Below are 22820 nucleotides of genomic sequence, written 5' to 3'. Positions count from 1 at the left end.
CAAAATTTTATTGTTTACTATATAAACTCCAAAAATCAAATTATTTTTAACTGCTAAAAGGCTCTCGTCAGTCTGTATACAGATTCATTCTCTTGCCTCGTACAAATCCAATTAAAGTTAAATCATATTCTTTAGCCAATTCCACCGCTTTTCCAGTTGGTGCCGAATGAGAAGCAATCACCGGAATTCCACCACGAATTACTTTGAACACCATATCAAGTGGTATTCTTCCACTGCTGAAGATAATACATTTAGATAGATCGATCCCTTCTATTAGTGCTTTCCCAATTAGTTTATCGATTGCATTATGCCGACCAATATCTTCACAAAACAAAACTTCTCTGTTTCCTGTCATCATCGAGCAGGAGTGTGTTCCACCTGTTTCCTTAAAAAGTTCTGCTTGCCTGTTGCAAGCATCTGACAAAAGAAAAATAAAATCCGGCTCAACTCTAATTTTTGAGACTTTTTTAATTTTTTGTTTTCTTCCAACTTCCAACATAATATTATTATTGCCACAAGCAGTTGCATCACTTTTTGAAATATGCATCATTTCTCTTAAATCTATTTTTTCTTTCATCTGTACTTTGACACGTTCACCAAGTTCACAAATATATATGTACTCTATTTCCTCAATCGACTTAATATAGCCCTGAGAAAACAAAAATCCCAAAACAAGGTGTTCCAGATTTTGAGGTGTACAAACCATATTAAAAGCTAATTGTTCATTAATAAATACATTCATATGATGTTCTTCAATAACCTGATCTTCTATTGATACTGTTTTAAAACCATCTTTTTCTTTTGTAATCCGTTTTACATGATGTATATTCACTAACTCAAGTTTCTCAGCCTCATTTATTATTCTCATATTTTCACCCCTTTAAAATTGGATATAAAAAAAAGACCGCAATCACCATAACAGTCTCTAAATTATTTACAATGTTTCAACTGATTAAAACCAGTATTTTGACTTTTTAACTTTTATTTATTATATCTCTTAAATAAACTACAAGAAATCTAGACCTATTAAATGGTTATATTCTGGAGCGGAAGACGGGATTCGAACCCGCGACCCCCGGCTTGGGAAGCCAGTGCTCCACCACTGAGCCACTTCCGCAATGCTGTCATTATACGCCTTTTAGCAACCAAATTCAAGTTTTTTTATTTACAAAAAACTTCATCAATTACATAAATTTAGTCGACAAAACATTTCGTGGCTTTTCAGCTGCCGTTTTTTCATCCCAGGGTAAAACATCACCATCTTCTTTTAAATAATCTAAAATTTCCCATATGCCTTCACCAGTATATGAAGAAACTTTAAAAATAGTGTCACATCCAGCTAGTTGCAACCAGTCAACAGCTTGGTCAACATCTGCATCTGGCATATCAATTTGAGTAACTACACCGATGCATGGTCGATTTACAACAGGTGTAACGTTCGGGGGATAAAGCGAAAAAGGTTCAGTGGCATTAATTAATAATGCTACTACGTCTGCTTCAAATGCATACAAAGCCAAAGCTCGACCTAAACCTTTTGTTTCTGCATATTCACCGGGCGTGTCAATGACTACATCAAAATGATTAACATATTGAGTTTTTTCATATTTGATTTCTTTACCCTTAAGCGCTTGTCTTAGAGTCGTTTTTCCACATTCACTTCTACCAACAAGAATCATTTTTTTCATTGTTTACCTTCTATGTCGTCGTTATTTCACAAATAGTAAATTTAAGTGTATCTTTTAAGTATGACAAAATATTCTTAATTGCAGACTGGACCTCTGATATGCGCCCCGTAAACATCAGTGTTCCGCTGAATCGATCAATAAACCCCATATCTATAACCGCAGTTTTAATAGCAAGGTCGCCAGCGATAACTGATATCTCAGCCGGTGTCATGCTCAATATACCAATTGCTGCTTTCTGGTAGTCCACACTAGGATTAAGACCTAGCTTCTTATAGACAATTTCATCAGGTCGGGATATTATATGTGCCAGGGTGACTTGTTTGCCGGGAACGGTTTCCTGGATGATCCGTAATTTTCCTTCGTTCGAATCTAAAATACCTTCCATTTGAGTCCTCCTAAATATATGATTCAAATCATTATATCATTTTTTAAGTCCATTTATCTAATTGATTATCAGACAGTTTTAAGGCTTGTTTTGGTAATTTTTAGTCAAAATGTTGCTAGTCGAGTAATATTAAGCAATTAATTCACAAAAATATTTAACCATAGGTAAGACTTTATAACTTTGATAATTTTTCAAACAGTTTCTCTTCAGCCTGATAGCTACTTTTTTTCATCTCATACATCTCGATATCGGAAACATGAAGCAAAACATCAATATTATCACCATCATCTGGAAACAGTGAAGTTCCAATACTGAGAGTTAAGCTCTCCTTTAATTGGTTCAGGTTAAATTCTTTTTCAAAACATTCTGTTAACCTTTCACGAGCCACCAAAAGAGTCTTTCGGTCCTTAATTTCGGGGAGAATAATTAAAAACTCGTCTCCACCTAAACGAAAAGCGGCTTCATTTTTTCTGGTTCTCAGTCTAAGAATACGTGCAGTTTCAACTAAAACCATGTCACCCACATTATGTCCATAAGTATCATTGATTTTCTTAAAACGATTCAAATCCATACTCATAAACCCAACATGTTCATTATTTCTTTCTGCTAAAGCTAAGACCATATTTTGATATTCATTTAAATAATGTCGGTTATATAAGCCTGTCAAAGAATCATGGCTTGATAGTAATCTCAGCTTTTCATTTGCTTTCAAGGTTTTATAAGTAATAAAACCACTTCCAAAAGAAAGAACAAGAGCGATAATAATCAGGCAAAAACACATAAACCAATTGTTCGTCCAGCCATTAACTGGAGACACAATAACGTGCCAGTTAATTAATTCGGGTTCTATATCGAACGTTAAAAATTCATTCCCAACTATCTGCTTTGAGCCATAAAAAGGCTCCACTTCTGTATTATCATTAAATATTGCAACATTTAAAGCAGCCTCCTCAGCAAATTTATCGATTTCTTTAATCACCTTTTCGCCAACAAGAACCACACTTATTTGCCCCCAATACTCAGTATCATTATATACAATTGGCAAGCGCATAATAAAACCGGTACCACCCTGCACCAGCTCGACCGGTCCCTGCATCATTGGCTTAAGCTCATTTTTTACTGCAAAAATTAAATCTTTCTGGTTATCTACTTGTCCTAGATCTACTCCAATTGCCACTGAATTTGCTTCTTTGGGGTAATTCCAGATAATAGTTGTATCCTGTATAACACCGATATTTCTGACCTGGTTGTCATTTTTTGATAAAAGATTTTCTAGATAAATATAAGCTTCTTCTTCATTAAGATCCGGATTGACATTAATATAGGCTTCAAACCCGTCGATTAAAGTTTTATTGTTAAAAACCAGTCGTTCTATCTGGCTTTTGAAATTCATAAATTTATCTGTCGTTTGAATTATTTCCTGCTGTTTAAGATTATACATATACATGCCAATGATAGTTGATAATACCACTAGTATAAAAAGCGAGATAGCTATCGAAATAAAAATTTTCAGGGATCTTTTAGGCAGACCGGGATTTTGATCCATTTTTTTCTCCTATGATTCACTTCATCTTATCTTTATTATTCTAACATCAATTCAATTTAGGTTCCACTCTATTTTTTTCATATTTTTTTATAAAACACACTCATAATTTGAAAAAGTCTAAACCTAAAAGAACTATTTACAGTTGACATATAAAGCTAATAGTCAATGAATTTAATTGATTTTCCTGTAAAGGTTAATTTATAATAAATAGAAAAAAAGAGGTGAATTATGGCCGGTTTTAAACTTAAAAGAAAAATAAATGCTCCAGTAGAAAAAGTATGGGCAGCTGCAGATTTCACAACATCAGTAGATCCATATCGGATGGACGTACTCACAAAAGGTGATCCCAATAATAATTTGATCGGATTCACTCGAAAAATGTACATCGGAAAAAGAACTGCAGTTGAGCGACTACTGGAAGTCGATCCTTTGCATTCTTATACTTACACTTTAGATGAAGGAATTCCTATAAAAAACGACTATCGTGGAGTTGTAACATTTGAGAAAGTTAGAAACAAAACTAAATTGACCTGGAAGGTTAAATTTACTCCCAAAATTCTTGGTTCAGGTTGGTTGATAGCTCTAAAAATTAAAGGAATTGTAGGAGATATGATTGATGAGATCGAGAAGAAGTGCTAACTTCAGTAAAACTCTGAAAATACTACATAAATAAAACAGGTCTTCTATGATAAACTTAAAAATCATAGAAGGCTTTCTTATTTGTTTTGAATCTAAAACTAAACTTTATCTGAAGAAAGCAAGGAATCAGTCACAGACAATTCCTTGCTTTCTTAATCGAGCGCTAAACTCGTTTTATATTGAAATGGTGACCCATGGGCGACTTGAACGCCCGACACCCTGATTAAAAGTCAGATGCTCTACCAACTGAGCTAATGGGTCATGAATGTATTTAATTTTTGATCGTCTTCAGCCGGACGCACAAGCACTTTGTCTGCCTGACTTAGCGATTCACACAAAAATGTTCACTCCTGTCGTCGTGCATTTTTGGTTCTCTGCTTATACCAACTGAGCTAATGGGTCATATATTAAAAATGGTGGGAGAAGATGGATTCGAACCATCGTAGACGTTGTCAACGGATTTACAGTCCGCCCCCTTTAGCCACTCGGGCATTCTCCCACGATATTTAAACAAAAAAATGGAGCTGATGAACGGACTTGAACCGTTAACCTGCTGATTACAAATCAGCTGCTCTGCCAATTGAGCCACATCAGCTTAAATATATAGTGTTGCTATTCTTCTGTTGAGAAATGGCGACCTGGAAGAGACTCGAACTCTCGACCTCCAGCGTGACAGGCTGGCATTCTAACCAACTGAACTACCAGGCCGCATTATTGGTGACCCCTAGGAGAATCGAACTCCTGTTACCGCCGTGAAAGGGCGGTGTCTTAACCGCTTGACCAAGGGGCCTTATTAAATTTAGCGGATCTGAAACGGTGTCTCACACCCGCTTGTTTGACTAAATGGCTCCCCAGGCTGGATTCGAACCAGCAGCCTATCGGTTAACAGCCGAGTGCTCCACCGTTGAGCTACTGAGGAATATTCATGCCCCGCAACGTCCTATCCTCCCAGGCAGTCACCCACCAAGTACTTTAGGCGCTAGAGGACTTTACTTCTGTGTTCGGTATGGGAACAGGTGTGACCCCTCTGCTATCGTTACGGAGCAAATTAGCTTATTTATTTTTCTTTCCAGTGACATGGTCACTCGAAACAGCACAGTGTATAAATTCTTTTGGATCAAGACCTCGGCTGATTAGTACTGGTCCGCTCCATATGTTGCCATACTTCCACTTCCAGCCTATCGACCTGGTCGTCTACCAGGAGCCTTAACCTTGCGGTGAGATATCTTATCTTGAGGGGGGCTTCGTGCTTAGATGCCTTCAGCACTTATCCCTTCCAAACTTAGCTACCCAGCTATGCCCCTGGCGGGACAACTGGTGCACCAGTGGTTTGTCCATTCCGGTCCTCTCGTACTAGGAACAGCTCCTCTCAAATATCTAACGCCCACGACGGATAGGGACCGAACTGTCTCACGACGTTCTGAACCCAGCTCGCGTGCCTCTTTAATGGGCGAACAGCCCAACCCTTGGGACCTGCTTCAGCCCCAGGATGAGACGAGCCGACATCGAGGTGCCAAACCTCCCCGTCGATGTGGACTCTTGGGGGAGATAAGCCTGTTATCCCCGAGGTAGCTTTTATCCGTTGAGCGATGGCCCTTCCACTCGGTACCACCGGATCACTAAGCCCGACTTTCGTCCCTGCTCGAGATGTCTCTCTCGCAGTCAATCACCCTTTTGCCTTTGCACTCTAACAGATGGTTTCCAACCATCCTGAGGGTAACTTTGGGCGCCTCCGATACATTTTTGGAGGCGACCGCCCCAGTCAAACTGCCCATCTGACACGGTCCAATGTCCGGATTACGGACACTTGTTAGAATTCCAATAGTACAAGGGTGGTATCCCAACAGCGGCTCCTTCGAGACTGGCGTCCCAAACTCAATGCCTCCCACCTATCCTGTACGTCTACTACCAGAATCCAATGCCAGATTGCAGTAAAGCTCTACGGGGTCTTTCCGTCCTGTCGCGGGTAACTCGCATCTTCACGAGTACTACAATTTCACCGGGTGTGTTGTCGAGACAGCGCTCAAATCGTTACGCCTTTCGTGCGGGTCAGAACTTACCTGACAAGGAATTTCGCTACCTTAGGACCGTTATAGTTACGGCCGCCGTTTACTGGGGCTTAAATTCGCACCTTCGCGTTACCGCTAAGCACTCCTCTTAACCTTCCAGCACCGGGCAGGCGTCAGCCCCTATACGTCATCTTTCGATTTAGCAGAGACCTGTGTTTTTGCTAAACAGTCGCTTGAGCCTCTTCTCTGCGGCCCCCCTAAAGGGGCACTCCTTCTCCCGAAGTTACGGAGTCATTTTGCCGAGTTCCTTAACAACACTTCTCCCGCTCATCTTAGGATTCTCTCCTCGCCTACCTGTGTCGGTTTACGGTACGGGCACCTTCTCTCTCAATAGAAGCTTTTCTCGACAGCGTGAAATCAGCGACTTCCCTACTTGTTTTTCGTTCCCCATCACGCCTCAGCCTTATAACAAAGGGGATTTGCCTCCTCTGTAAGCCTCGACGCTTGGCCCGGCTCTTCCAATCGCCGGGTTCGCTTATCCTTCTGTGTCACTCCATCTCTCAAACAATTAAAGGTGGTACAGGAATTTCAACCTGTTGTCCATCGCCTACGCTATCCAGCCTCGGCTTAGGCCCCGACTTACCCTGAGCGGACGAGCCTTCCTCAGGAAACCTTGGGCTTTCGATGGTGAAGATTCTCACTTCACTTTCGCTACTCATGCCAACATTCTCTCTTGTCTGAAGTCCACCTATCCTTACGAATAAGCTTCGCCCCGCAGACATTGCTCCCCTACCACTATGGTAGTACCATAATCCATCGCTTCGGTGCCAGATTTTAGCCCCGTTTATTTTCGGCGCACAACCACTCGACCAGTGAGCTATTACGCACTCTTTAAATGTATGGCTGCTTCTAAGCCAACATCCTGGTTGTTTATGCAGTTGCACATCCTTTCCCACTTAATCTGGACTTCGGGACCTTAGCGGATGGTCTGGGCTGTTTCCCTTTCGACTATGAAACTTATCTCCCATAGTCTGACTGCCGTATATAAGTGTATGGCATTCGGAGTTTGATATGGTTCAGTAAGCTCTACGCCCCCTAGCCAATTCAGTGCTCTACCTCCATCACTCTCTCTACAACGCTAGCCCTAAAGCTATTTCGGGGAGAACCAGCTATCTCCGTGTTCGATTGGAATTTCACCCCTATCCACAACTCATCCAAGCCTTTTTCAACAGACACTGGTTCGGACCTCCACTTGGTTTTACCCAAGCTTCATCCTGGTCATGGATAGATCACACGGTTTCGGGTCTACGGCATACAACTAGTCGCCCTGTTAAGACTCGGTTTCCCTGCGGCTCCGTGCCTGAAGCACTTAACCTTGCTGCATACCGTAACTCGTTGGCCCGTTCTACAAAAAGCACACCGTCACTTGCGCTCCGGCTGCTTGTAGGCACAGGGTTTCAGTTTCTATTTCACTCCCCTTCCGGGGTTCTTTTCACCTTTCCCTCACGGTACTGTTCGCTATCGGTCACTCAGTAGTATTTAGCCTTGGGGGGTGGGCCCCCCATATTCCCACAGGGTTTCACGTGTCCCGTGGTACTCGTCGATTACCCACTCCTATTCCTTTCGCCTACGGGGATCTCACCCTCTTCGTCCGGCCTTCCCAGGCCGTTCGGCTAAAAATAGAAATTTGTTGTAATCCGGGCTCTTCCTCTTTCGCTCGCCGCTACTCAAGGAATCGATGTTTCTTTCTTTTCCTCCGGGTAATGAGATGTTTCAGTTCCCCGGGTTCCCTCCATGAACCTATGTATTCAGTCCATGGTGACTGACCTTCTGTCAGCCGGGTTTCCCCATTCGGATATCTGCGCTTCAACGGTTATGTGCACCTTCACGCAGCTTTTCGCAGCTTGTCGCGTCCTTCATCGGCTCTGAGTGCCAAGGCATCCGCCCTGTGCCCTTCATTTCTTGATCCTTAACTACTGACAGTAGAACTTCGTCAATAGTCTTGTAGTCCCTAAAGACTACGATCCTTTAAACTTACGTTTTTCATGTTGTTACATCTGAAATTGTATGTTTTCTTTTATACACTATGCTGTTTTCAATGACCATGCTTCCAATGACATTCCGTTCAAATAAAACAGAACATCCTGAAAAGTTATTCTGGTGGGCTTGGGAGGACTTGAACCTCCGACCTCACGCTTATCAGGCGTGCGCTCTAACCACCTGAGCTACAAGCCCGGTAAAAAAATGGTGGAGATGAGGAGACTTGAACTCCTGACCCCCTGCTTGCAAGGCAGGTGCTCTCCCAACTGAGCTACACCCCCACTTTTGACGTTTATGACAACTTTCATCCCTTATATTAACAAGGTAAATTGACAAAAACTACGTTCCTTATTATGCTGATTGCTTATGTATTTGTATAACCATAGGTCATACAAAAGAAAATAGTACCATGACTCCCTGTTTTCCTTAGAAAGGAGGTGATCCAGCCGCACCTTCCGATACGGCTACCTTGTTACGACTTCACCCCAATTACTGACCCCACCTTCGGCAGCTGGTTCCTTGCGGTTACCTCACTGACTTCGGGTGTTGCCAACTCTCGTGGTGTGACGGGCGGTGTGTACAAGACCCGGGAACGCATTCACCGCGGCATTCTGATCCGCGATTACTAGCAACTCCAACTTCATGCAGGCGAGTTGCAGCCTGCAATCCGAACTGAGATCTGTTTTAAGGGATTAGCTTCACCTCGCGGCTTCGCAGCCCTCTGTTCAGACCATTGTAGCACGTGTGTAGCCCAGGTCATAAGGGGCATGATGATTTGACGTCGTCCCCACCTTCCTCCGTGTTATCCACGGCAGTCTGCTTAGAGTGCCCAACTTAATGATGGCAACTAACCACAGGGGTTGCGCTCGTTGCGGGACTTAACCCAACATCTCACGACACGAGCTGACGACAACCATGCACCACCTGTCTCTCTGTCCCCGAAGGGAAAGTCCTATCTCTAGGATTGTCAGAGGATGTCAAGACCTGGTAAGGTTCTTCGCGTTGCTTCGAATTAAACCACATGCTCCGCTGCTTGTGCGGGTCCCCGTCAATTCCTTTGAGTTTCAACCTTGCGGTCGTACTCCCCAGGCGGAGTGCTTATTGTGTTAACTGCGGCACTGAGTTCCCCCAACACCTAGCACTCATCGTTTACGGCGTGGACTACCAGGGTATCTAATCCTGTTTGCTCCCCACGCTTTCGCACCTCAGCGTCAGTATTTGTCCAGCAAGCCGCCTTCGCCACTGGTGTTCCTCCTAATCTCTACGCATTTCACCGCTACACTAGGAATTCCACTTGCCTCTCCAATACTCAAGTTCTCCAGTTTCAAATGCATTTCCCCGGTTGAGCCGGGACCTTTCACATCTGACTTAAAAAACCGCCTGCGTGCCCTTTACGCCCAGTAAATCCGGACAACGCTTGTCCCCTACGTATTACCGCGGCTGCTGGCACGTAGTTAGCCGGGACTTTCTCCTTGGGTACCGTCTTTGTTCTTCCCCAATAACAGAACTTTACGATCCGAAGACCTTCTTCATTCACGCGGTATTGCTGCGTCAGGGTTTCCCCCATTGCGCAATATTCCCCACTGCTGCCTCCCGTAGGAGTCTGGACCGTGTCTCAGTTCCAGTGTGACCGTTCGCCCTCTCAGACCGGTTACCCATCGTCGTCTTGGTGAGCCGTTACCTCACCAACTAACTAATGGGACGCGGGTCCATCCTATGGCACCGGAGTTTTGATGCAAAAGCCATGCGACTTCTGCATATTATAAGGCATTACACCCAGTTTCCCGAGGCTATTCCTTTCCATAGGGCAGGTTACCCACGCGTTACTCACCCGTTCGCCACTTTCCGATTATTCTCTCACCCGAAGGCTCAATCATAATCTTCTCGTTCGACTTGCATGTGTTAAGCATACCGCCAGCGTTCGTCCTGAGCCAGGATCAAACTCTCTATAAAAAGTTTGTAAAGCCTTTCGGCTTAAGCTCATTTTTAACGTGATTTCACGTGTTGACATTTTTTAAAGAGTGCCGCTCTTATTGTTGTTGACCTAAGTCAACTGATTTACAGGTTTTATGGTACTATTCTCTTTTCTATGACCCTGCGTAAACGTTTAAGTTTCCGCCGCCTCTCTTAAGAAGCTTTTCTATTATATCGTCTTTACTTTATACTGTCAAGCACTTTTTAATTTTTCTTTTTTCATAAGTTTCTTAATCCGTGCCGCTGTCTCACGAGACAACTTCATTATTATACGAACATCTATCATTTTTGTCAATACATTTTAGAAAAAAAATTTTTATTTTAATTGCCTTAACTTTTCTATTTTAATGCCTCTTTCTTCTGATTAATGACTCATCGGTTCATTAATAAATTCATCTTATAATTAGTTACTCTATCCCTTCTAAAATTTGTTCCTCAGCCAAACACCTAAACTTTTTCACCAGAATATTTTGATATCTTACTAATCTAACAAAGCATTATAAGTTACTCCATCCTGTTTACCGTCATAATACTTTCTAAGCACCGTTTTAAAAATAGGATCATCACTAACCATCCCAAACAGAGTCATCGACGATTTAAGTTTTAAGTTATCCGGCCACCCCATCACTGCTTCCGGATTAGAAGATTTTAATTTCAATAATTCAGTTGAAATTTCAATCAAACGCTTTCCGAGAATGGGATGTTCCAGATATCTTATCGCCTCTGCCCTATCTTTAATTTCATAAAACTTTGCAGTTTCACTCCGACCCAATCCTCTTATTTGAGGAAAAATATACCACATCCAATGACTTTTCTTATGCCCGCTCTTTATTTCGTTCAAAGCTTGCTCATAAACATTTTCCTGCGCCTTTAAAAATCTTTCCAGTCCTTCCATTGCTTTAATCCTTTCTTTAATTCCTTTAACTGCTGAAAAAAATTCTCTCCCTACATGTCTATGTCCTTCTTCAGTAATTATTCTACATTTTCACTATTAACTTTAAGCCGACTTTTTTTATCGCATTCCAGATAAACGAATATTATAATACCGATGAAGTCAAACTGAAGCCTGTTCTTTTGTTGCTTGACAAGTTCTTAATTGGGTTGTATAATGCATTATAAGTAATAATGAGTTGTAATAAGTAATATTAAAATTTAAAGGAGGTATAACAATGAACGTTTTTAAATCTAAAAAAGGAAAAGAAAAAATACTCGGCTACTATAACAGTATCCTAAGTACCTTACCACTTACCCAAAAATATGTGGATACAGAATTCGGGAAAACATTTGTCCTGGAAGCTGGAGACCTAAAAAACCCTGCAGTTGTTCTTCTACATGGTTCATGCAGTAACAGTGCAGCCTGGCTTGGCGATTTACCAGCTCTGAGCCAAACTTATCATGTTTATGCGGTAGATCTTCCCGGCGAACCTGGAAATAGTAACGATAGACGTCTGAATTTTAATTCGGACGAATATCCCTGCTGGCTTAAGGACGTCCTAGATGATCTTGGTGAAGAAAACGCCATTATTATTGGCAACTCGATGGGTGGTTGGCTAGCTCTCCACTTTGCCGCCAATTTCCCGGATAGAACAAGAGCTCTGGCGCTTTTATCCCCATCCGGACTGATCCCACCCAAACAAGACTTTCTTGAGCAAACCGCTGATATCGCGAGCGATCCAAAAGCATCTGCAAATTCAAGCAGTGCAGTCATTGATCAGATTGATCTGCCAAAGGAAGTACTCGAATTTATGACACTAATCATGGAAAATTTCAATCCGTTTACTGGCGCTTTACCGATTCTTTCTGATGAACAGATGAACAATTTAAATATACCCGTTTTTTATATGGCGGGAAAAAATGATATTACCATGAATACTAAAGAAGCATCTCAGCGCCTTGAAAAGTTTGTTCCCCATGCTAAGATTATTCTTAATGATGGGGCTCATATTATTACTAGCGCTGCCGATTCCATTATCCCATTTTTAAAGGAGGCATTATCTTAATGAACATTATCAATCACAATGGTCAGAAAATTGCAATTGTTGATCCGAACATACAGATTAAAGACACTCAGGATGCCATGGATCTTATGGCAACTGCACAGTACAACGGTGGAAGTGGTACGCTGATCATCCATAAAGAATGTTTTACCGAAGATTTCTTTGACTTGAAAACCCGTCTGGCCGGCGAATTATTACAAAAGTTCGCAACCTATAGGATACGGCTTGCTATTATTGGAGACTTCAGTCAATATCAAAGCAAGGCACTCCATGATTTTATTTATGAATGTAATCAGGGGCGGCAGATCTTGTGGACTAATTCCGTCGATTTTGCATTAAATGCTTTGACAACAAAGTTCTAAACAATCAGGTCTGCTTTCCAGTTATCAGCTTAAATTATCATTTAACGGCTACTGGCTTTAATAGCAGCACGACAACTTTAAAACTTAAACCATTTTAAGAGATATTTCTGCAACCTGATCACGACGTTTCCTTCGTTCTGGTTGCAGAATATTTTTTATTATTTCTACCTTCTTAATCCTATATTTAGAAACAAGCAGCATATGAGATTTTATGACCTGACTTTACTTGACATATCAATTATTTGCATTATAATAGTTGATATGTCAAGTAAATACTGGAGGTCCTCTATGTCTAATGACTGCAATAACTCTGAAAAAAGCATCGGAAAATGGATATCATTATTACATCGCCAATTCCAAATTTATATCAATCATGTATTGAGTCCTTATCAAATAAATTCTTCGGAATATATTTATATTATGAATCTTACTGAAGAAAGCAGCATCAATCAGAAATCACTTTCTGAAAAAATTATAGTCGACGAAGCAGCTACCACAAGAGCACTTAAACGATTAGAAGCAAAAGGATATATATTGAGAGAACGTGATGCATTAGATAAGCGTCTTTATCGGGTTCGTTTAAGTTCAGAAGGAGCTGAAATAAAGCCGTTCATCCAGCAAAAGCTTGATTTCTGGACTGCCAAGCTATCACAAAATATGAATGAATCAGAAATTGATAAAATGATTACCACGCTTAAACATATGTCTGATTATGCTGTTTCTACTGCCAAAGGAGCGAAAAATGAATAAACTAAAAATTACTGTCTTGTCTTTATCTTTACTCACTGTCATGGCGGGTGCCGCTGTCGCCCCTGCACTGGGAACCATCGGCAGTTATTTTAATAGTGTCAATCCACTTATAATTAAGTTAATTATTACACTTCCAGCCTTAATGATCATTCTGACCTCTTTTTTCTTTGGTCCATTAAGCAGAAAACTTTCATCAAAAAAAATCGCACTGATTGGTCTTATGCTGTACATTATCGGGGGATGCGGTGCCGGTTTTGCAAACAATATTTATGTTTTGCTGGCTTTTCGGGTCTTTTTAGGTATTGGCGTCGGAATGATGATGCCTTTATCTACCGGACTTATCGCCTATTTTTTCAATAAAGATGAACAATCAAAAATGATGGGCTTTTCTTCAGCAATGAACAACCTTGGTGGAATTATCGCCACTGCTTTATCCGGACTACTTGTATCACTGAATTGGCGCGCCAGCTTTCTCATCTATCTAATGGGATTCTTTGTTTTCATTCTGGTTGTTCTGTATCTCCCAAGTTCTTCAGTTAGTCAAGCGCATCATAAAACAGATAAAAAAATGATTAAAAAAATCGCTCCCTTTTTATTCGCAATTTTTTTAACAATGGTTATTTTCTATGCCCTGCCGTCAAACTTCGCAATTATTGTTAATCAAGAAGGCGTCATTCCAACTTCGCTGGTCGGTCTTATCATGTCTGTCCAGAATATTTGTGCTTTTATCACAGGGCTGACTTTTACAAAGCTAACAAGTAGATTTGGCAAGTTTTCACCTTACTTCGCTGCTATTGTTTTGAGTCTCGGTTTTTTCAGTTTAAGCTTTTCTGAAGCACTTTTACCTCTATTAGTCGGCTTATTTCTAGTTGGCATCGGATTGGGTACTCTGGTACCAATCATTAATTCCCAGATCCCTTATTTTGTAGAGAAAGAAAATATCACCTCAGCAATGGCTCTGGTCAGCGCCGCTTTGTATTCTGGTCAGTTTTTATCTCCTTTCATCCTTGATTTTCTCAAGAATCTGTTTAACATCAATAATCTGTATGCACCTTATTACTTAGCCAGCTTATTGGGCGTTGTCCTACTAGTCTCACTGATTCCTACACCTTTTGTAATCAGCAATTCTAAGCATATTTCAAAAGAAACGGTATCTGATCAGGATTAATTCTAATCAGATACCAAAAATATATCGTCACCATCATAAATAGGTCTTTTATTATCCGGACAGGCCACTTAGTTTATAGGCAAAATAAAGACTGTAATAAGCAATAAAAAGAAAACCTGCTCTTTTAGTCAATTTGCCTTTCAAAAAGGATATCGCTATCAACAAAGCAGAAGCACCAATCATCACCAGAATATCAAAGTATACTTCCGTATTTGGAATCACAATGGGATTTATAAGTCCGCTGATTCCCAAAACAAATAAAACGTTAAAAATATTACTCCCAACAATGTTGCCTAATGCAAGACTGTCCTTTCTTTTGCTGACTGCTACGATACAGGTAACCAGCTCCGGAAGCGAGGTACCAAAAGCAATTACTGTAAAACCAATAAATTCTTCACTCCAGCCCATCTCATTAGCAATCTCCACGGCGCTGCTAACGACAAGTTCAGCCCCTAAAATCAGGCCCGTCAGTCCAAGCAATAGAAATATTACCTGCTTTTGCATAAAACGTCCGTTTTTAGCTCCACCACGCTTTTCTTCATCAGCAATACCAGCCATTACTTCTTCATCTTCAATGTATTCAAACAGTTCCTGTTCAAAAACCGAGTCAGGTTTTTCTTTCCTGGAAATCTGTGCCATCTCAGAAATCAGATAAACGCAAAATCCAACCATTCCCAGAAGCAGTACAACCGCCTCTATTCTTGTTAAGGCATGTGATGTAAGAAGCATCACTAACAACAATAGCTGAATCCCGACCGACAGTAAAAGGCCCCTTCTTAAAACTTGAGAATTTGCCTGGACCGTGAAAATTAATGCTGTCAGGCCTAAAACTAAAGCAATGTTTATAATACTGCTGCCCACGACATCTCCCAGGGTTAAAAGATTGTTCCCCTGAATCCCGGAAAATACACTAATCGCAGCCTCTGGTGCACTAGTTCCGATTGCCACCACCAATACACCAATGATAAACGAAGGAATCCTGAAAATTTCGGCAACTTTAGAGGCTGCGCTAATAAGACTGTCTGCACCTTTTACCAAAACAATTAATCCAACTGCTAATGTAATGTATGTAATAATCAATCTACTCCCTCCTGCCTTTCAAACCATTATCAACCTTACAACCAGCCAAAAAAGATATTAAAAGAAGCCTGCGACGACAAAACAACCTCTTTAAGTCACAGGCTTCATTTAATTAATTTTCTTTCCGCTTATCCAAATACTTATCTTTTTTTTCTGGCTTTATTAATTTTAGCAATATTTTTAAATTTTTCTTTCTTCTGTTCCATATAGTCAGCTTTGTTTTCTATATACGCATCTTCACTTTTAAGTTTTAGATATGCCTGCCAGCGCGTTTCTGATAAGTCGCCGCGTTCAATCGCTGCGACCACCCCGCAGCCAGGCTCAGTCGTATGGCTACAATCACGGAAACGGCATTGACCAAAATAACTTTCCACATCAGCAAAGGTTTTTTCAAGGCCTTCATCGGCGTTCCACATCCCCAGTTCTCTCATCCCTGGTGTATCAATGATCATTCCACCATCAGGTAATAATGTCAATTCACGACGAGTTGTTGTATGCCGCCCTTTATCATCACTTCTAATTCCCTGCGTATCAAATAATTCTTTTCCAGTTAATCGATTGATCAGAGTCGTTTTGCCAACACCGGAAGACCCCAACAGAGCAATCGTCTTTCCCTGCGCTAAATACGCCTTGACGTCCTCGTAACCATCTTTTTCAAAACTGGAAATACCCAGAATATCCACACCCATGGCAACTGAATCAACTGCCCTGAATTTTTGAAAGATGTCGTCTGTCAAATCGATCTTAGTTAGAACAACTACTGGCTTAGCACCACTCTCCCAGGCCAGGCTCAAGTATCGTTCCAACCGCCGCAGATTAAAATCCTGATTGACTGACATACAGATAAAGATGATATCGATATTTGCAGCCACTACCTGTTTTTCAACTGTTTTACCGGCAGCTTTTCTAATAAAATTGCTTTTTCGCGGTAAAACATAATGAATGATACCATGACCCTTTTCATCAGTATCCCGATCTAACATCACAAAATCTCCAACTGCTGGATAATCAGTCTGATGGATACTTTCAAATCTGAATTTTCCGGATATTTCGGCAAACAGTTCGCCCTGTTCAGTGATTACCCGGTAAATTCCCTTTGATTGAGAAAGAACTCTGCCCGGAAAAAGTTCAGGATATTTTTTTGCCTCTGATGAAAATTTCTCAGTCATTCCATACTTTTGCATTTCATTCATGGTTAAGTCCTCCAGACATCTCAGATTGTTTCTCTTCAATTCCCAAATCGACACTTTCTAGAGGAAATGGGGGATTTGCCAATGGATTCAATGCAATAGACAATAGTTTTATAGGATTATCATCAGCGGCAATTCGATTAAAACTCAGGTGACCGCACCGCCGACAACGATGAATGATTGCCCATTCTCCATTTTTTCGCACCCAGATACTGATTGCTTCCATAAGCCCACTGCAATTAGCCGCCCGATCACCCGGACACTCATCCACATGAAGACTTGATAAACAATAGGGACAATGATTTCGATGCTGACTTCCTGCACCATCTGGAATAATTGTCTTTCCACAATTTTTACAAATAAAATTTTCCTGACAGGGATGATTCTGATAATACGCTTTTCTTCTATATTTCAATTTTTATTTTCCTCCTTAAGTTTTTGCTTAACATATGGAGGTTATACCGAGATTATTTCGTGTAAACCTCCCGGCTTACCACACTTCTCAATAATTTATTCATAAACGTCTCCTTTTTTTAGTTTTGTTTATATTATAATCCAATTTTTTTTAATTTACCATAAATAAAAGTATAAAGACACTATAAAAACCCCTGAGCTTATAAGCTACTGGGGTTCTAAAAATTAAAATACATATTTTTTAAGCGTTAATCTCACCTGCTTCAATTTTCTTGATAATAATTGTTTCGCCAATTTCTTCAAGTTCCTTAGTCATCAGGGTGATATCGTAATTAATATCATTAATGAAATATTTACTTAAGATTTTGTGAACCTTTTCTTCATTATCCGCATTTTTTAACCATTCTTTTGGAATATAGATCATTATTTTCCCCTCCAATCTATTGGTTTTAATCTATTTTAGTGATTCTTATCTTTATATACCACCTTTACCTTTATTACAAACATCCTAACATTTATTATTTTTCTTTTCCTTATCTTCAGACACCTTTCAAATTACTTGGAACGCCATTGACAAGATAAGAAAAAATGCTATCATATTTTTAACACTTTCTCTTCCCATTCGCAAATAGACAAAATTTCTACCAACAAATATTTCTGTTTTTTAAAACAACAGTTTTAACTAAGCGATGCTACAAAAAAAGAAAATGAGGTTATTATGCATTTAAAAAAAGTTTTTAATGAGTACAGTCAAGACTATGATGCCAATCGAAAATATTTTATTCCTCTTTATGAAACATTTTATCAGGCTGCGGTTTCTCTTCTTAACTTTAAAACCCAAGCACCCAAAATCTTAGATTTAGGTGCGGGAACAGGATTAATGTCAGCCTTTGTTCTAACCGCCTATCCTCAAGCTCAAATTACTTTAATTGATCAGGCCGGAGATATGCTGGATCTAGCTAGAGATCGATTTGCCGGAAATGGCAATATTCAGTATATTGCTGACGATTATCTCACACATAATTATAATGAACACTTTGATGGAATCGTATCTGCCTTATCGATTCATCACCTAGAGGATCAAAAAAAGAAACAGCTCTACAAAAACTGTTTCTCAAGCCTAAAAGCTGGTGGAATTTTTGTTAATGCCGACCAGGTTTTAAGTCCTGATCCACAAATTGAAACTCAAATCATTTCAATTTGGCATGATTTTGTTAAAAAAAGCAATGTCTCCCAAAATGAACTTGATTCTTTTTATCACCGAACCTCGTATGATCAAACAGCTCCACTTTTCGCCCAACTAAACTGGCTTTCAGAACTGGGTTTTACAAAGACAGACTTCATTTACAAATATCTCAACTTTGCGGTATTTTTTGCAATTAAATGATGGGATGGGAAAAGCTATCTTCCCATCCTACAACAATCGATACATATGATTTAAGGGCCCGCTGCCCTTACCTAAATCTAAATCGGCCTCCAGCGCCCCTGTCAAAAATTCCTTAGCTTTTCTAACACTCTCCGACAACCCCATACCACTGGCCAAATTACAGGCTATTGCTGATGACAATGTGCATCCTGTACCATGAGTATTTGCGGTTTCAATTCTTCGGCTCTTAAAACGATTAAGCTCACCGTCTTTGTACAAAAGGTCTGTTGCATCTTCTCCCAGATGACCACCTTTTACAAGGATCGCACCATTCAGACTACGGCTTATAATCTTAACAGCCTTAAGCATGTCCGTTTCATCCTTTATCTCGATTTCACTTAATACTTCTGCTTCGGAAATATTTGGAGTAATAACAGTCCCAAGTGGCAGAAGGTTTGTTATCAGTGCCTCCATTGCATCATCCGAAAGCAACTTCGAACCACTCGTCGAGATCATAACCGGATCAACGACTATATTCTCAGCTTCATACTCTTTAAGCTTTTGGGCAATCACTTCAATAATTTCGTTACTTGATACCATCCCAATTTTAACCGCATCAGGTCGAATATCTTTAAAAATACAGTCAATCTGCTTTCCCACACATTCAGGTGAAACTTCCATGACACCATAAACACCCATTGTATTTTGGGCAGTAATTGCCGTAATCGCACTCATTGCATACATCTGATGTACTGTGATCGTTTTGATATCTGCCTGTATACCTGCCCCGCCACTTGAATCAGACCCAGCTATAGTCAAGATTTTTTTCATAACCATTTATCACTCCATTCTTTGTATGACGTTATGTATTCATCACATAATTCGATAATTTGAGCACTTTCATCCGATGATGATCTGTCATAGACTCCCGCAACTGTAAAACCTGCATTTTTAGCTGTTTCCATAGCATATAAAGCGTCTTCAAATACTAGTGTAGAGGCCTTATCAGTCCCCAATAGCTCAAGAGCCTGCTGATAAATTACCGGCAAATTTTTACCTGCCCCAACTTCTGTGCAGGTTAATATGCTGTAAAAATACTCATCAATCTGATGGTTCTTCAGCGTTGATTCAACCAAATATCTATCCGTAGCTGTCGCAGCACATATTTTTATATTTTTTTCGTTCATTATATTGAGCATTTCAGATACATAAGGTTTTAGCTTTACTTCACTTGCATAGATATTTTCAATCATCTGATTAACACCATCAATTATTGTTTGGACACTGTCTGTAAGACCATAGACCTGCTGATAATATTTGGCAGCCTCAACAATGCTCATTTTTTTAAATTTTTGATCAAGACCCACTTCAGGCTCTATACTCCGAGAAATCAGATACTCTGAACCAACAGATTCCCAAATAAACATTGAGTCAAACAAAGTACCGTCTAAATCAAAAATTGCTCCAGTTATTTTCACATTTTCACCATCTTCCCTGATAAAGACAGTAATGCTCTACATTCATTCTCGATGTCACGACTCGCAAAGATCGCACTCACCAACGCTACACCATCGATGCCCGTTCCTGCCAACTCCATCATATTTGCTTTACTAATCCCCCCGATAGCAACAACGGGAATAGAAACAGTATCACAAATAGCTTTAAGCGTTTGCTGACTGACCAGATCTGCATCCAGCTTTGTCGATGTCGCAAAAACTGCACCGACACCAAGACAATCAGCTCCATTTCTTTCGGCTTCCAGGGCCTGATCAACGGTCTGTACTGAAACACCCAGTAACATTTTGCTGCCAATTTTTTTCCGTACTTCACTGACAGCCATATCTTTTTGCCCAACATGAATTCCATCGGCACTACAATTTATAGCAACATTAACATTATCATTGATAATAAAGGGCACCCTATAACGACTGCAGACTTCTTTAATCATCACCGCTTCAGATAAGAATTCTTCATCACTTAGTGTTTTTTCTCTTAACTGAATACAAGTCGCACCACCTTTTATAGCCTTCTCAACCTGATTTGCCAGAGTATTTCCATCTAGCCAAGCGCGATCTGTAACAGCATATAGGAGCAGATCTTTTTCAGTGAATTTCATAATTCGCCCCAGTTTCCAATGAATCACCATCCAAATTATAGACTGCGTCAATCAGATAATTTCGATAACTTGAATTTCCATCAGCTTGACTCATTCGTTGAAATGCAATTTCTCCGCAAAGCCCCATAGAGCAAACTGCCGCTATTACTGCCTCAAAAATATTATCCTGATTGGCTACTATATAGGCAGCCAAAAGCGTACTTAACATACAACCTGTCCCTGTAATTTCTGACATCATCTGATGCCCGTTTTTTATCACACAAGCTCTTTTCCCATCTGCAACAATATCTATAGCCCCAGTAATTACTATGACTGATTCCATATCTTTTGCAAACTGATTAGCAAAAGCAATAACTTCTGCTAGTGTTTCAACAGTCACAGTATCTGCAACATCAGCATCAACACCTTTGGTCGTCCCAGTACCCAGCGCTAATGTCTTAATCTCTGATATATTTCCTTTAATAACAGAAAATTTAATATCCTTAAGGAGCTGATTAGCCGTTTCAGTTCGAAGTTTCGAAGCACCAGCCCCTACCGGATCCAATACAACTGGATGACTGAGCTCGTTTGATTTTCTTCCAGCAGCCAACATAGCCGGAATCGTCTTCGTGTTTAATGTTCCAATATTAATATTAAGACCACCACAGATAGCTGTAATGTCAATAACATCTTCTATCTCATCAGACATAATTGGTGAACCTCCGCAGGCAATTAAAATATTGGCGCAATCGTTGACCGTTACATAGTTAGTTATATTATGAACGAGTGGAACCGTATTACGCACATTCTCGAGTATTTCTTTCAGCATTTTTCTTTCCTCCAAATAATTTATTCATTCCAAAGCATATTAATCCTGTTATTATCATTACCGGCAAGGTATTACCGACGGGGGTATCAATAACCATAAATCCCCGATAAATTGAGAAACCTAGCAGCCAAACAATCAGATTTATCAAATTAAAATTTTTTTGAGAATAGTCAGATTTTAAAATAAAGTAGTCCACAACTTGAATCGCCATCATTGGTGCAAACACTGAACTGATCAAATACAAAAAGTTCTCAAATTGATTCGTTGGAGTAAAGATTGCAATGGCCATACCGATTACACTTATAATAATCGCGGCCTTTTTCTCACTGACTTTTTCAGATACACTATAAGCACTTACACCAGCTGAAAACACATCTAAAAATGTTGTTGTAACGGTAGAAAATACGATTATTATCAAACCCGCAACTCCGAACCCGGCTTTTAGCATGATATTGGCTACATCTGTTTCCCCAGTAAATGAAGCTGCTCCCATACCAATAACAAACATCCAACAGCTTACAAGCGAATAAACACCTGCACTCCAAATTGCTGATGCCTGCTTACGTTTTGCAAAACGAGTATAATCAGAGATTAGCGGCAACCATGAAATTGGCATTGCGGCACTTAATTCAACAGCTGCTCCAAAACTCATGGCTGAATTAGAAATTTCAACCAAATTATTGTCTTTAAAAACAACAATACTCATAACAATTGTCAAAATAAATAATGCACTCATAGCAACAATATTAACTTTATATAGTTTTTTAATCCCTATTATTATCCAGACCGTTATAAGCCCTCCAATAATCATAGACCAAACCCAGTTACCTCCCAGATCCCAAATCGCTCCAGCTGCACTCGCTGCACTAACAATCATAACCGCTGTCCAACCAATAAGCTGAAGAACATTAAGTGACGAAAATAAAATTGAGCCTTTTTCGCCAAAAGCCATTTTTACAGTTTCCATTGAACTTTTTTCCGTTTTTGCTCCGATTATTCCGGCCAGGTACAGCAGCACGCCTCCAATTAAATGACCTATTATTATTGCGGCAAACCCTCTGCTAAATCCAAGTGGAGCTATTAGCATACCGGTTAGAATCTCCGCAATTGAAACCCCCGCCCCAAACCAGATCAAACTGTTTGCAAAAACTGAAGTTCTTTCATTGTCCATAAACCAATTCCTTTCTCTTTGTTATGCAGTTTAAGGGCTTTACCTGAATTTAAAATCTATATTTCACCGTAAACAAATGTCAGCTGCAAGAGAAATCACGGCCTTAATTAATGACTTTTA

20 protein-coding genes, 9 tRNA genes and 3 rRNA genes are annotated in these 22820 nt (G+C 40.1%); 6 read left to right on the top strand and 26 right to left on the bottom strand.

The features are described from left to right. Nucleotides 1–67: 67 nt before the first annotated feature. From fdhD to Q5O24_03605, 5 genes are all read right to left on the bottom strand, one after another. A complete protein-coding gene (gene fdhD / locus Q5O24_03625; GenBank protein WKY48416.1) occupies nt 68–868 on the bottom strand; it encodes a formate dehydrogenase accessory sulfurtransferase FdhD in 801 nt (266 codons plus the stop codon). Between the two features lie 174 nt (nt 869–1042). Then, a tRNA-Gly gene (locus tag Q5O24_03620) sits at nt 1043–1117 on the bottom strand. Nucleotides 1118–1184: 67 nt separating this feature from the next. Next, nucleotides 1185–1685 carry a EutP/PduV family microcompartment system protein gene (eutP, locus tag Q5O24_03615; protein ID WKY48415.1) on the bottom strand — a complete coding sequence of 167 codons (501 nt, stop codon included), beginning with the start codon at nt 1683–1685 and terminating at the stop codon, nt 1185–1187. Between the two features lie 10 nt (nt 1686–1695). Continuing rightward, nucleotides 1696–2070 (bottom strand): BMC domain-containing protein, encoded by a 375-nt coding sequence (locus Q5O24_03610; protein WKY48414.1) that lies wholly within the window; start codon nt 2068–2070, stop codon nt 1696–1698. Nucleotides 2071–2242: 172 nt separating this feature from the next. Beyond that, the gene (locus Q5O24_03605; protein ID WKY48413.1) at nt 2243–3616 is read right to left on the bottom strand and encodes a diguanylate cyclase; all 1374 of its coding nucleotides are present in this window, start codon (nt 3614–3616) and stop codon (nt 2243–2245) included. A 228-nt stretch (nt 3617–3844) separates the two neighbouring features. Between Q5O24_03605 and Q5O24_03600 the strand changes: the two genes are divergently transcribed. Further along, nucleotides 3845–4255: an SRPBCC family protein gene (locus tag Q5O24_03600; protein ID WKY48412.1), complete on the top strand. Its 411-nt coding sequence runs from the start codon at nt 3845–3847 to the stop codon at nt 4253–4255. A gap of 185 nt (nt 4256–4440) precedes the next feature. Here the strand turns inward: Q5O24_03600 and Q5O24_03595 are convergent. From Q5O24_03595 to Q5O24_03540, 12 genes are all read right to left on the bottom strand, one after another. Further along, nucleotides 4441–4516: transfer RNA gene (locus tag Q5O24_03595), tRNA-Lys, on the bottom strand. A 153-nt stretch (nt 4517–4669) separates the two neighbouring features. Beyond that, a tRNA-Tyr gene (locus tag Q5O24_03590) sits at nt 4670–4754 on the bottom strand. A 20-nt stretch (nt 4755–4774) separates the two neighbouring features. Further along, nucleotides 4775–4850 (bottom strand) — tRNA-Thr (locus tag Q5O24_03585). A gap of 36 nt (nt 4851–4886) precedes the next feature. Then, nucleotides 4887–4963: transfer RNA gene (locus Q5O24_03580), tRNA-Asp, on the bottom strand. 7 nt (nt 4964–4970) lie between these two features. Next, nucleotides 4971–5045: transfer RNA gene (locus Q5O24_03575), tRNA-Glu, on the bottom strand. A gap of 54 nt (nt 5046–5099) precedes the next feature. Next, a tRNA-Asn gene (locus Q5O24_03570) sits at nt 5100–5174 on the bottom strand. A gap of 8 nt (nt 5175–5182) precedes the next feature. Further along, nucleotides 5183–5299 (bottom strand): 5S ribosomal RNA (gene rrf, locus Q5O24_03565). A gap of 69 nt (nt 5300–5368) precedes the next feature. Further along, nucleotides 5369–8232, bottom strand: a 23S ribosomal RNA gene (locus Q5O24_03560). A gap of 190 nt (nt 8233–8422) precedes the next feature. Continuing rightward, nucleotides 8423–8499: transfer RNA gene (locus Q5O24_03555), tRNA-Ile, on the bottom strand. 10 nt (nt 8500–8509) lie between these two features. Continuing rightward, nucleotides 8510–8585 (bottom strand) — tRNA-Ala (locus Q5O24_03550). Between the two features lie 149 nt (nt 8586–8734). Beyond that, nucleotides 8735–10257: ribosomal RNA gene (locus Q5O24_03545) — 16S ribosomal RNA — on the bottom strand. The 16S, 23S and 5S rRNA genes sit together here with 8 tRNA genes alongside, the layout of an rRNA operon. 502 nt (nt 10258–10759) lie before the next feature. Continuing rightward, complete coding sequence (locus tag Q5O24_03540; GenBank protein ID WKY48411.1) at nt 10760–11173, bottom strand: DUF1810 domain-containing protein; 414 nt, start codon at nt 11171–11173, stop codon at nt 10760–10762. A 274-nt stretch (nt 11174–11447) separates the two neighbouring features. On the opposite strand from Q5O24_03540, the gene Q5O24_03535 reads away from it, so the two are divergent. From Q5O24_03535 to Q5O24_03520, 4 genes are all read left to right on the top strand, one after another. After that, nucleotides 11448–12278, top strand: coding sequence for an alpha/beta hydrolase (locus Q5O24_03535; protein ID WKY48410.1), 831 nt, complete (start codon nt 11448–11450; stop codon nt 12276–12278). Next, nucleotides 12278–12637 (top strand): DUF4180 domain-containing protein, encoded by a 360-nt coding sequence (locus Q5O24_03530; GenBank protein ID WKY48409.1) that lies wholly within the window; start codon nt 12278–12280, stop codon nt 12635–12637. Before Q5O24_03535 ends, Q5O24_03530 begins: the two co-directional genes overlap by 1 nt. Nucleotides 12638–12925: 288 nt before the next feature. Then, on the top strand, nt 12926–13387 hold the full coding sequence (locus Q5O24_03525; GenBank protein WKY48408.1) for a MarR family transcriptional regulator: 462 nt from the start codon (nt 12926–12928) through the stop codon (nt 13385–13387). Then, nucleotides 13380–14555 carry an MFS transporter gene (locus Q5O24_03520; protein ID WKY48407.1) on the top strand — a complete coding sequence of 392 codons (1176 nt, stop codon included), beginning with the start codon at nt 13380–13382 and terminating at the stop codon, nt 14553–14555. The genes Q5O24_03525 and Q5O24_03520 overlap by 8 nt, the downstream gene beginning before the upstream one ends. 51 nt (nt 14556–14606) lie before the next feature. Here the strand turns inward: Q5O24_03520 and Q5O24_03515 are convergent, their stop codons facing one another. The 4 genes from Q5O24_03515 to Q5O24_03500 form a co-directional block, all read right to left on the bottom strand. Further along, nucleotides 14607–15635, bottom strand: a complete 1029-nt coding sequence (locus Q5O24_03515) for a calcium/sodium antiporter (protein ID WKY48406.1) — start codon at nt 15633–15635, stop codon at nt 14607–14609. 140 nt (nt 15636–15775) lie between these two features. Beyond that, nucleotides 15776–16828 carry a ribosome small subunit-dependent GTPase A gene (gene rsgA, locus Q5O24_03510; GenBank protein WKY48405.1) on the bottom strand — a complete coding sequence of 351 codons (1053 nt, stop codon included), beginning with the start codon at nt 16826–16828 and terminating at the stop codon, nt 15776–15778. Next, a complete protein-coding gene (locus Q5O24_03505; protein ID WKY48404.1) occupies nt 16821–17240 on the bottom strand; it encodes an RNHCP domain-containing protein in 420 nt (139 codons plus the stop codon). Before Q5O24_03505 ends, rsgA begins: the two co-directional genes overlap by 8 nt. 240 nt (nt 17241–17480) lie before the next feature. Then, entirely contained in the window at nt 17481–17663 is a 183-nt protein-coding gene (locus Q5O24_03500) for a hypothetical protein (protein WKY48403.1), read from the bottom strand. A gap of 294 nt (nt 17664–17957) precedes the next feature. Here Q5O24_03500 and Q5O24_03495 point away from each other — a divergent pair, with 294 nt between their 5' ends. Continuing rightward, on the top strand, nt 17958–18626 hold the full coding sequence (locus Q5O24_03495) for a methyltransferase domain-containing protein (protein ID WKY48402.1): 669 nt from the start codon (nt 17958–17960) through the stop codon (nt 18624–18626). Between the two features lie 27 nt (nt 18627–18653). On the opposite strand, the gene thiD is transcribed toward Q5O24_03495, so the two are convergent. Genes thiD through cytX form a run of 5 tightly spaced genes read right to left on the bottom strand, consistent with a single transcriptional unit; the run spans nt 18654 to nt 22700 of the window. After that, the gene (thiD, locus tag Q5O24_03490; protein ID WKY49204.1) at nt 18654–19436 is read right to left on the bottom strand and encodes a bifunctional hydroxymethylpyrimidine kinase/phosphomethylpyrimidine kinase; all 783 of its coding nucleotides are present in this window, start codon (nt 19434–19436) and stop codon (nt 18654–18656) included. Continuing rightward, nucleotides 19433–20083 (bottom strand): HAD family phosphatase, encoded by a 651-nt coding sequence (locus Q5O24_03485; GenBank protein ID WKY48401.1) that lies wholly within the window; start codon nt 20081–20083, stop codon nt 19433–19435. Before Q5O24_03485 ends, thiD begins: the two co-directional genes overlap by 4 nt. Beyond that, nucleotides 20080–20721 (bottom strand): thiamine phosphate synthase, encoded by a 642-nt coding sequence (gene thiE, locus Q5O24_03480; protein ID WKY48400.1) that lies wholly within the window; start codon nt 20719–20721, stop codon nt 20080–20082. The genes Q5O24_03485 and thiE overlap by 4 nt, the downstream gene beginning before the upstream one ends. Beyond that, nucleotides 20708–21529, bottom strand: a complete 822-nt coding sequence (gene thiM / locus Q5O24_03475) for a hydroxyethylthiazole kinase (protein WKY48399.1) — start codon at nt 21527–21529, stop codon at nt 20708–20710. The genes thiE and thiM overlap by 14 nt, the downstream gene beginning before the upstream one ends. Further along, the gene (gene cytX / locus Q5O24_03470) at nt 21498–22700 is read right to left on the bottom strand and encodes a putative hydroxymethylpyrimidine transporter CytX (protein WKY48398.1); all 1203 of its coding nucleotides are present in this window, start codon (nt 22698–22700) and stop codon (nt 21498–21500) included. The genes thiM and cytX overlap by 32 nt, the downstream gene beginning before the upstream one ends. Between the last annotated feature and the right edge of the window lie 120 nt (nt 22701–22820).

The organism is Eubacteriaceae bacterium ES3 (assembly GCA_030586155.1).
Classification (GTDB): domain Bacteria; phylum Bacillota; class Clostridia; order Eubacteriales; family Eubacteriaceae; genus Acetobacterium.
The sequence above is the reverse complement of the archived record's forward strand: the minus strand, read 5'-3'. Positions and strand labels throughout refer to the sequence as shown.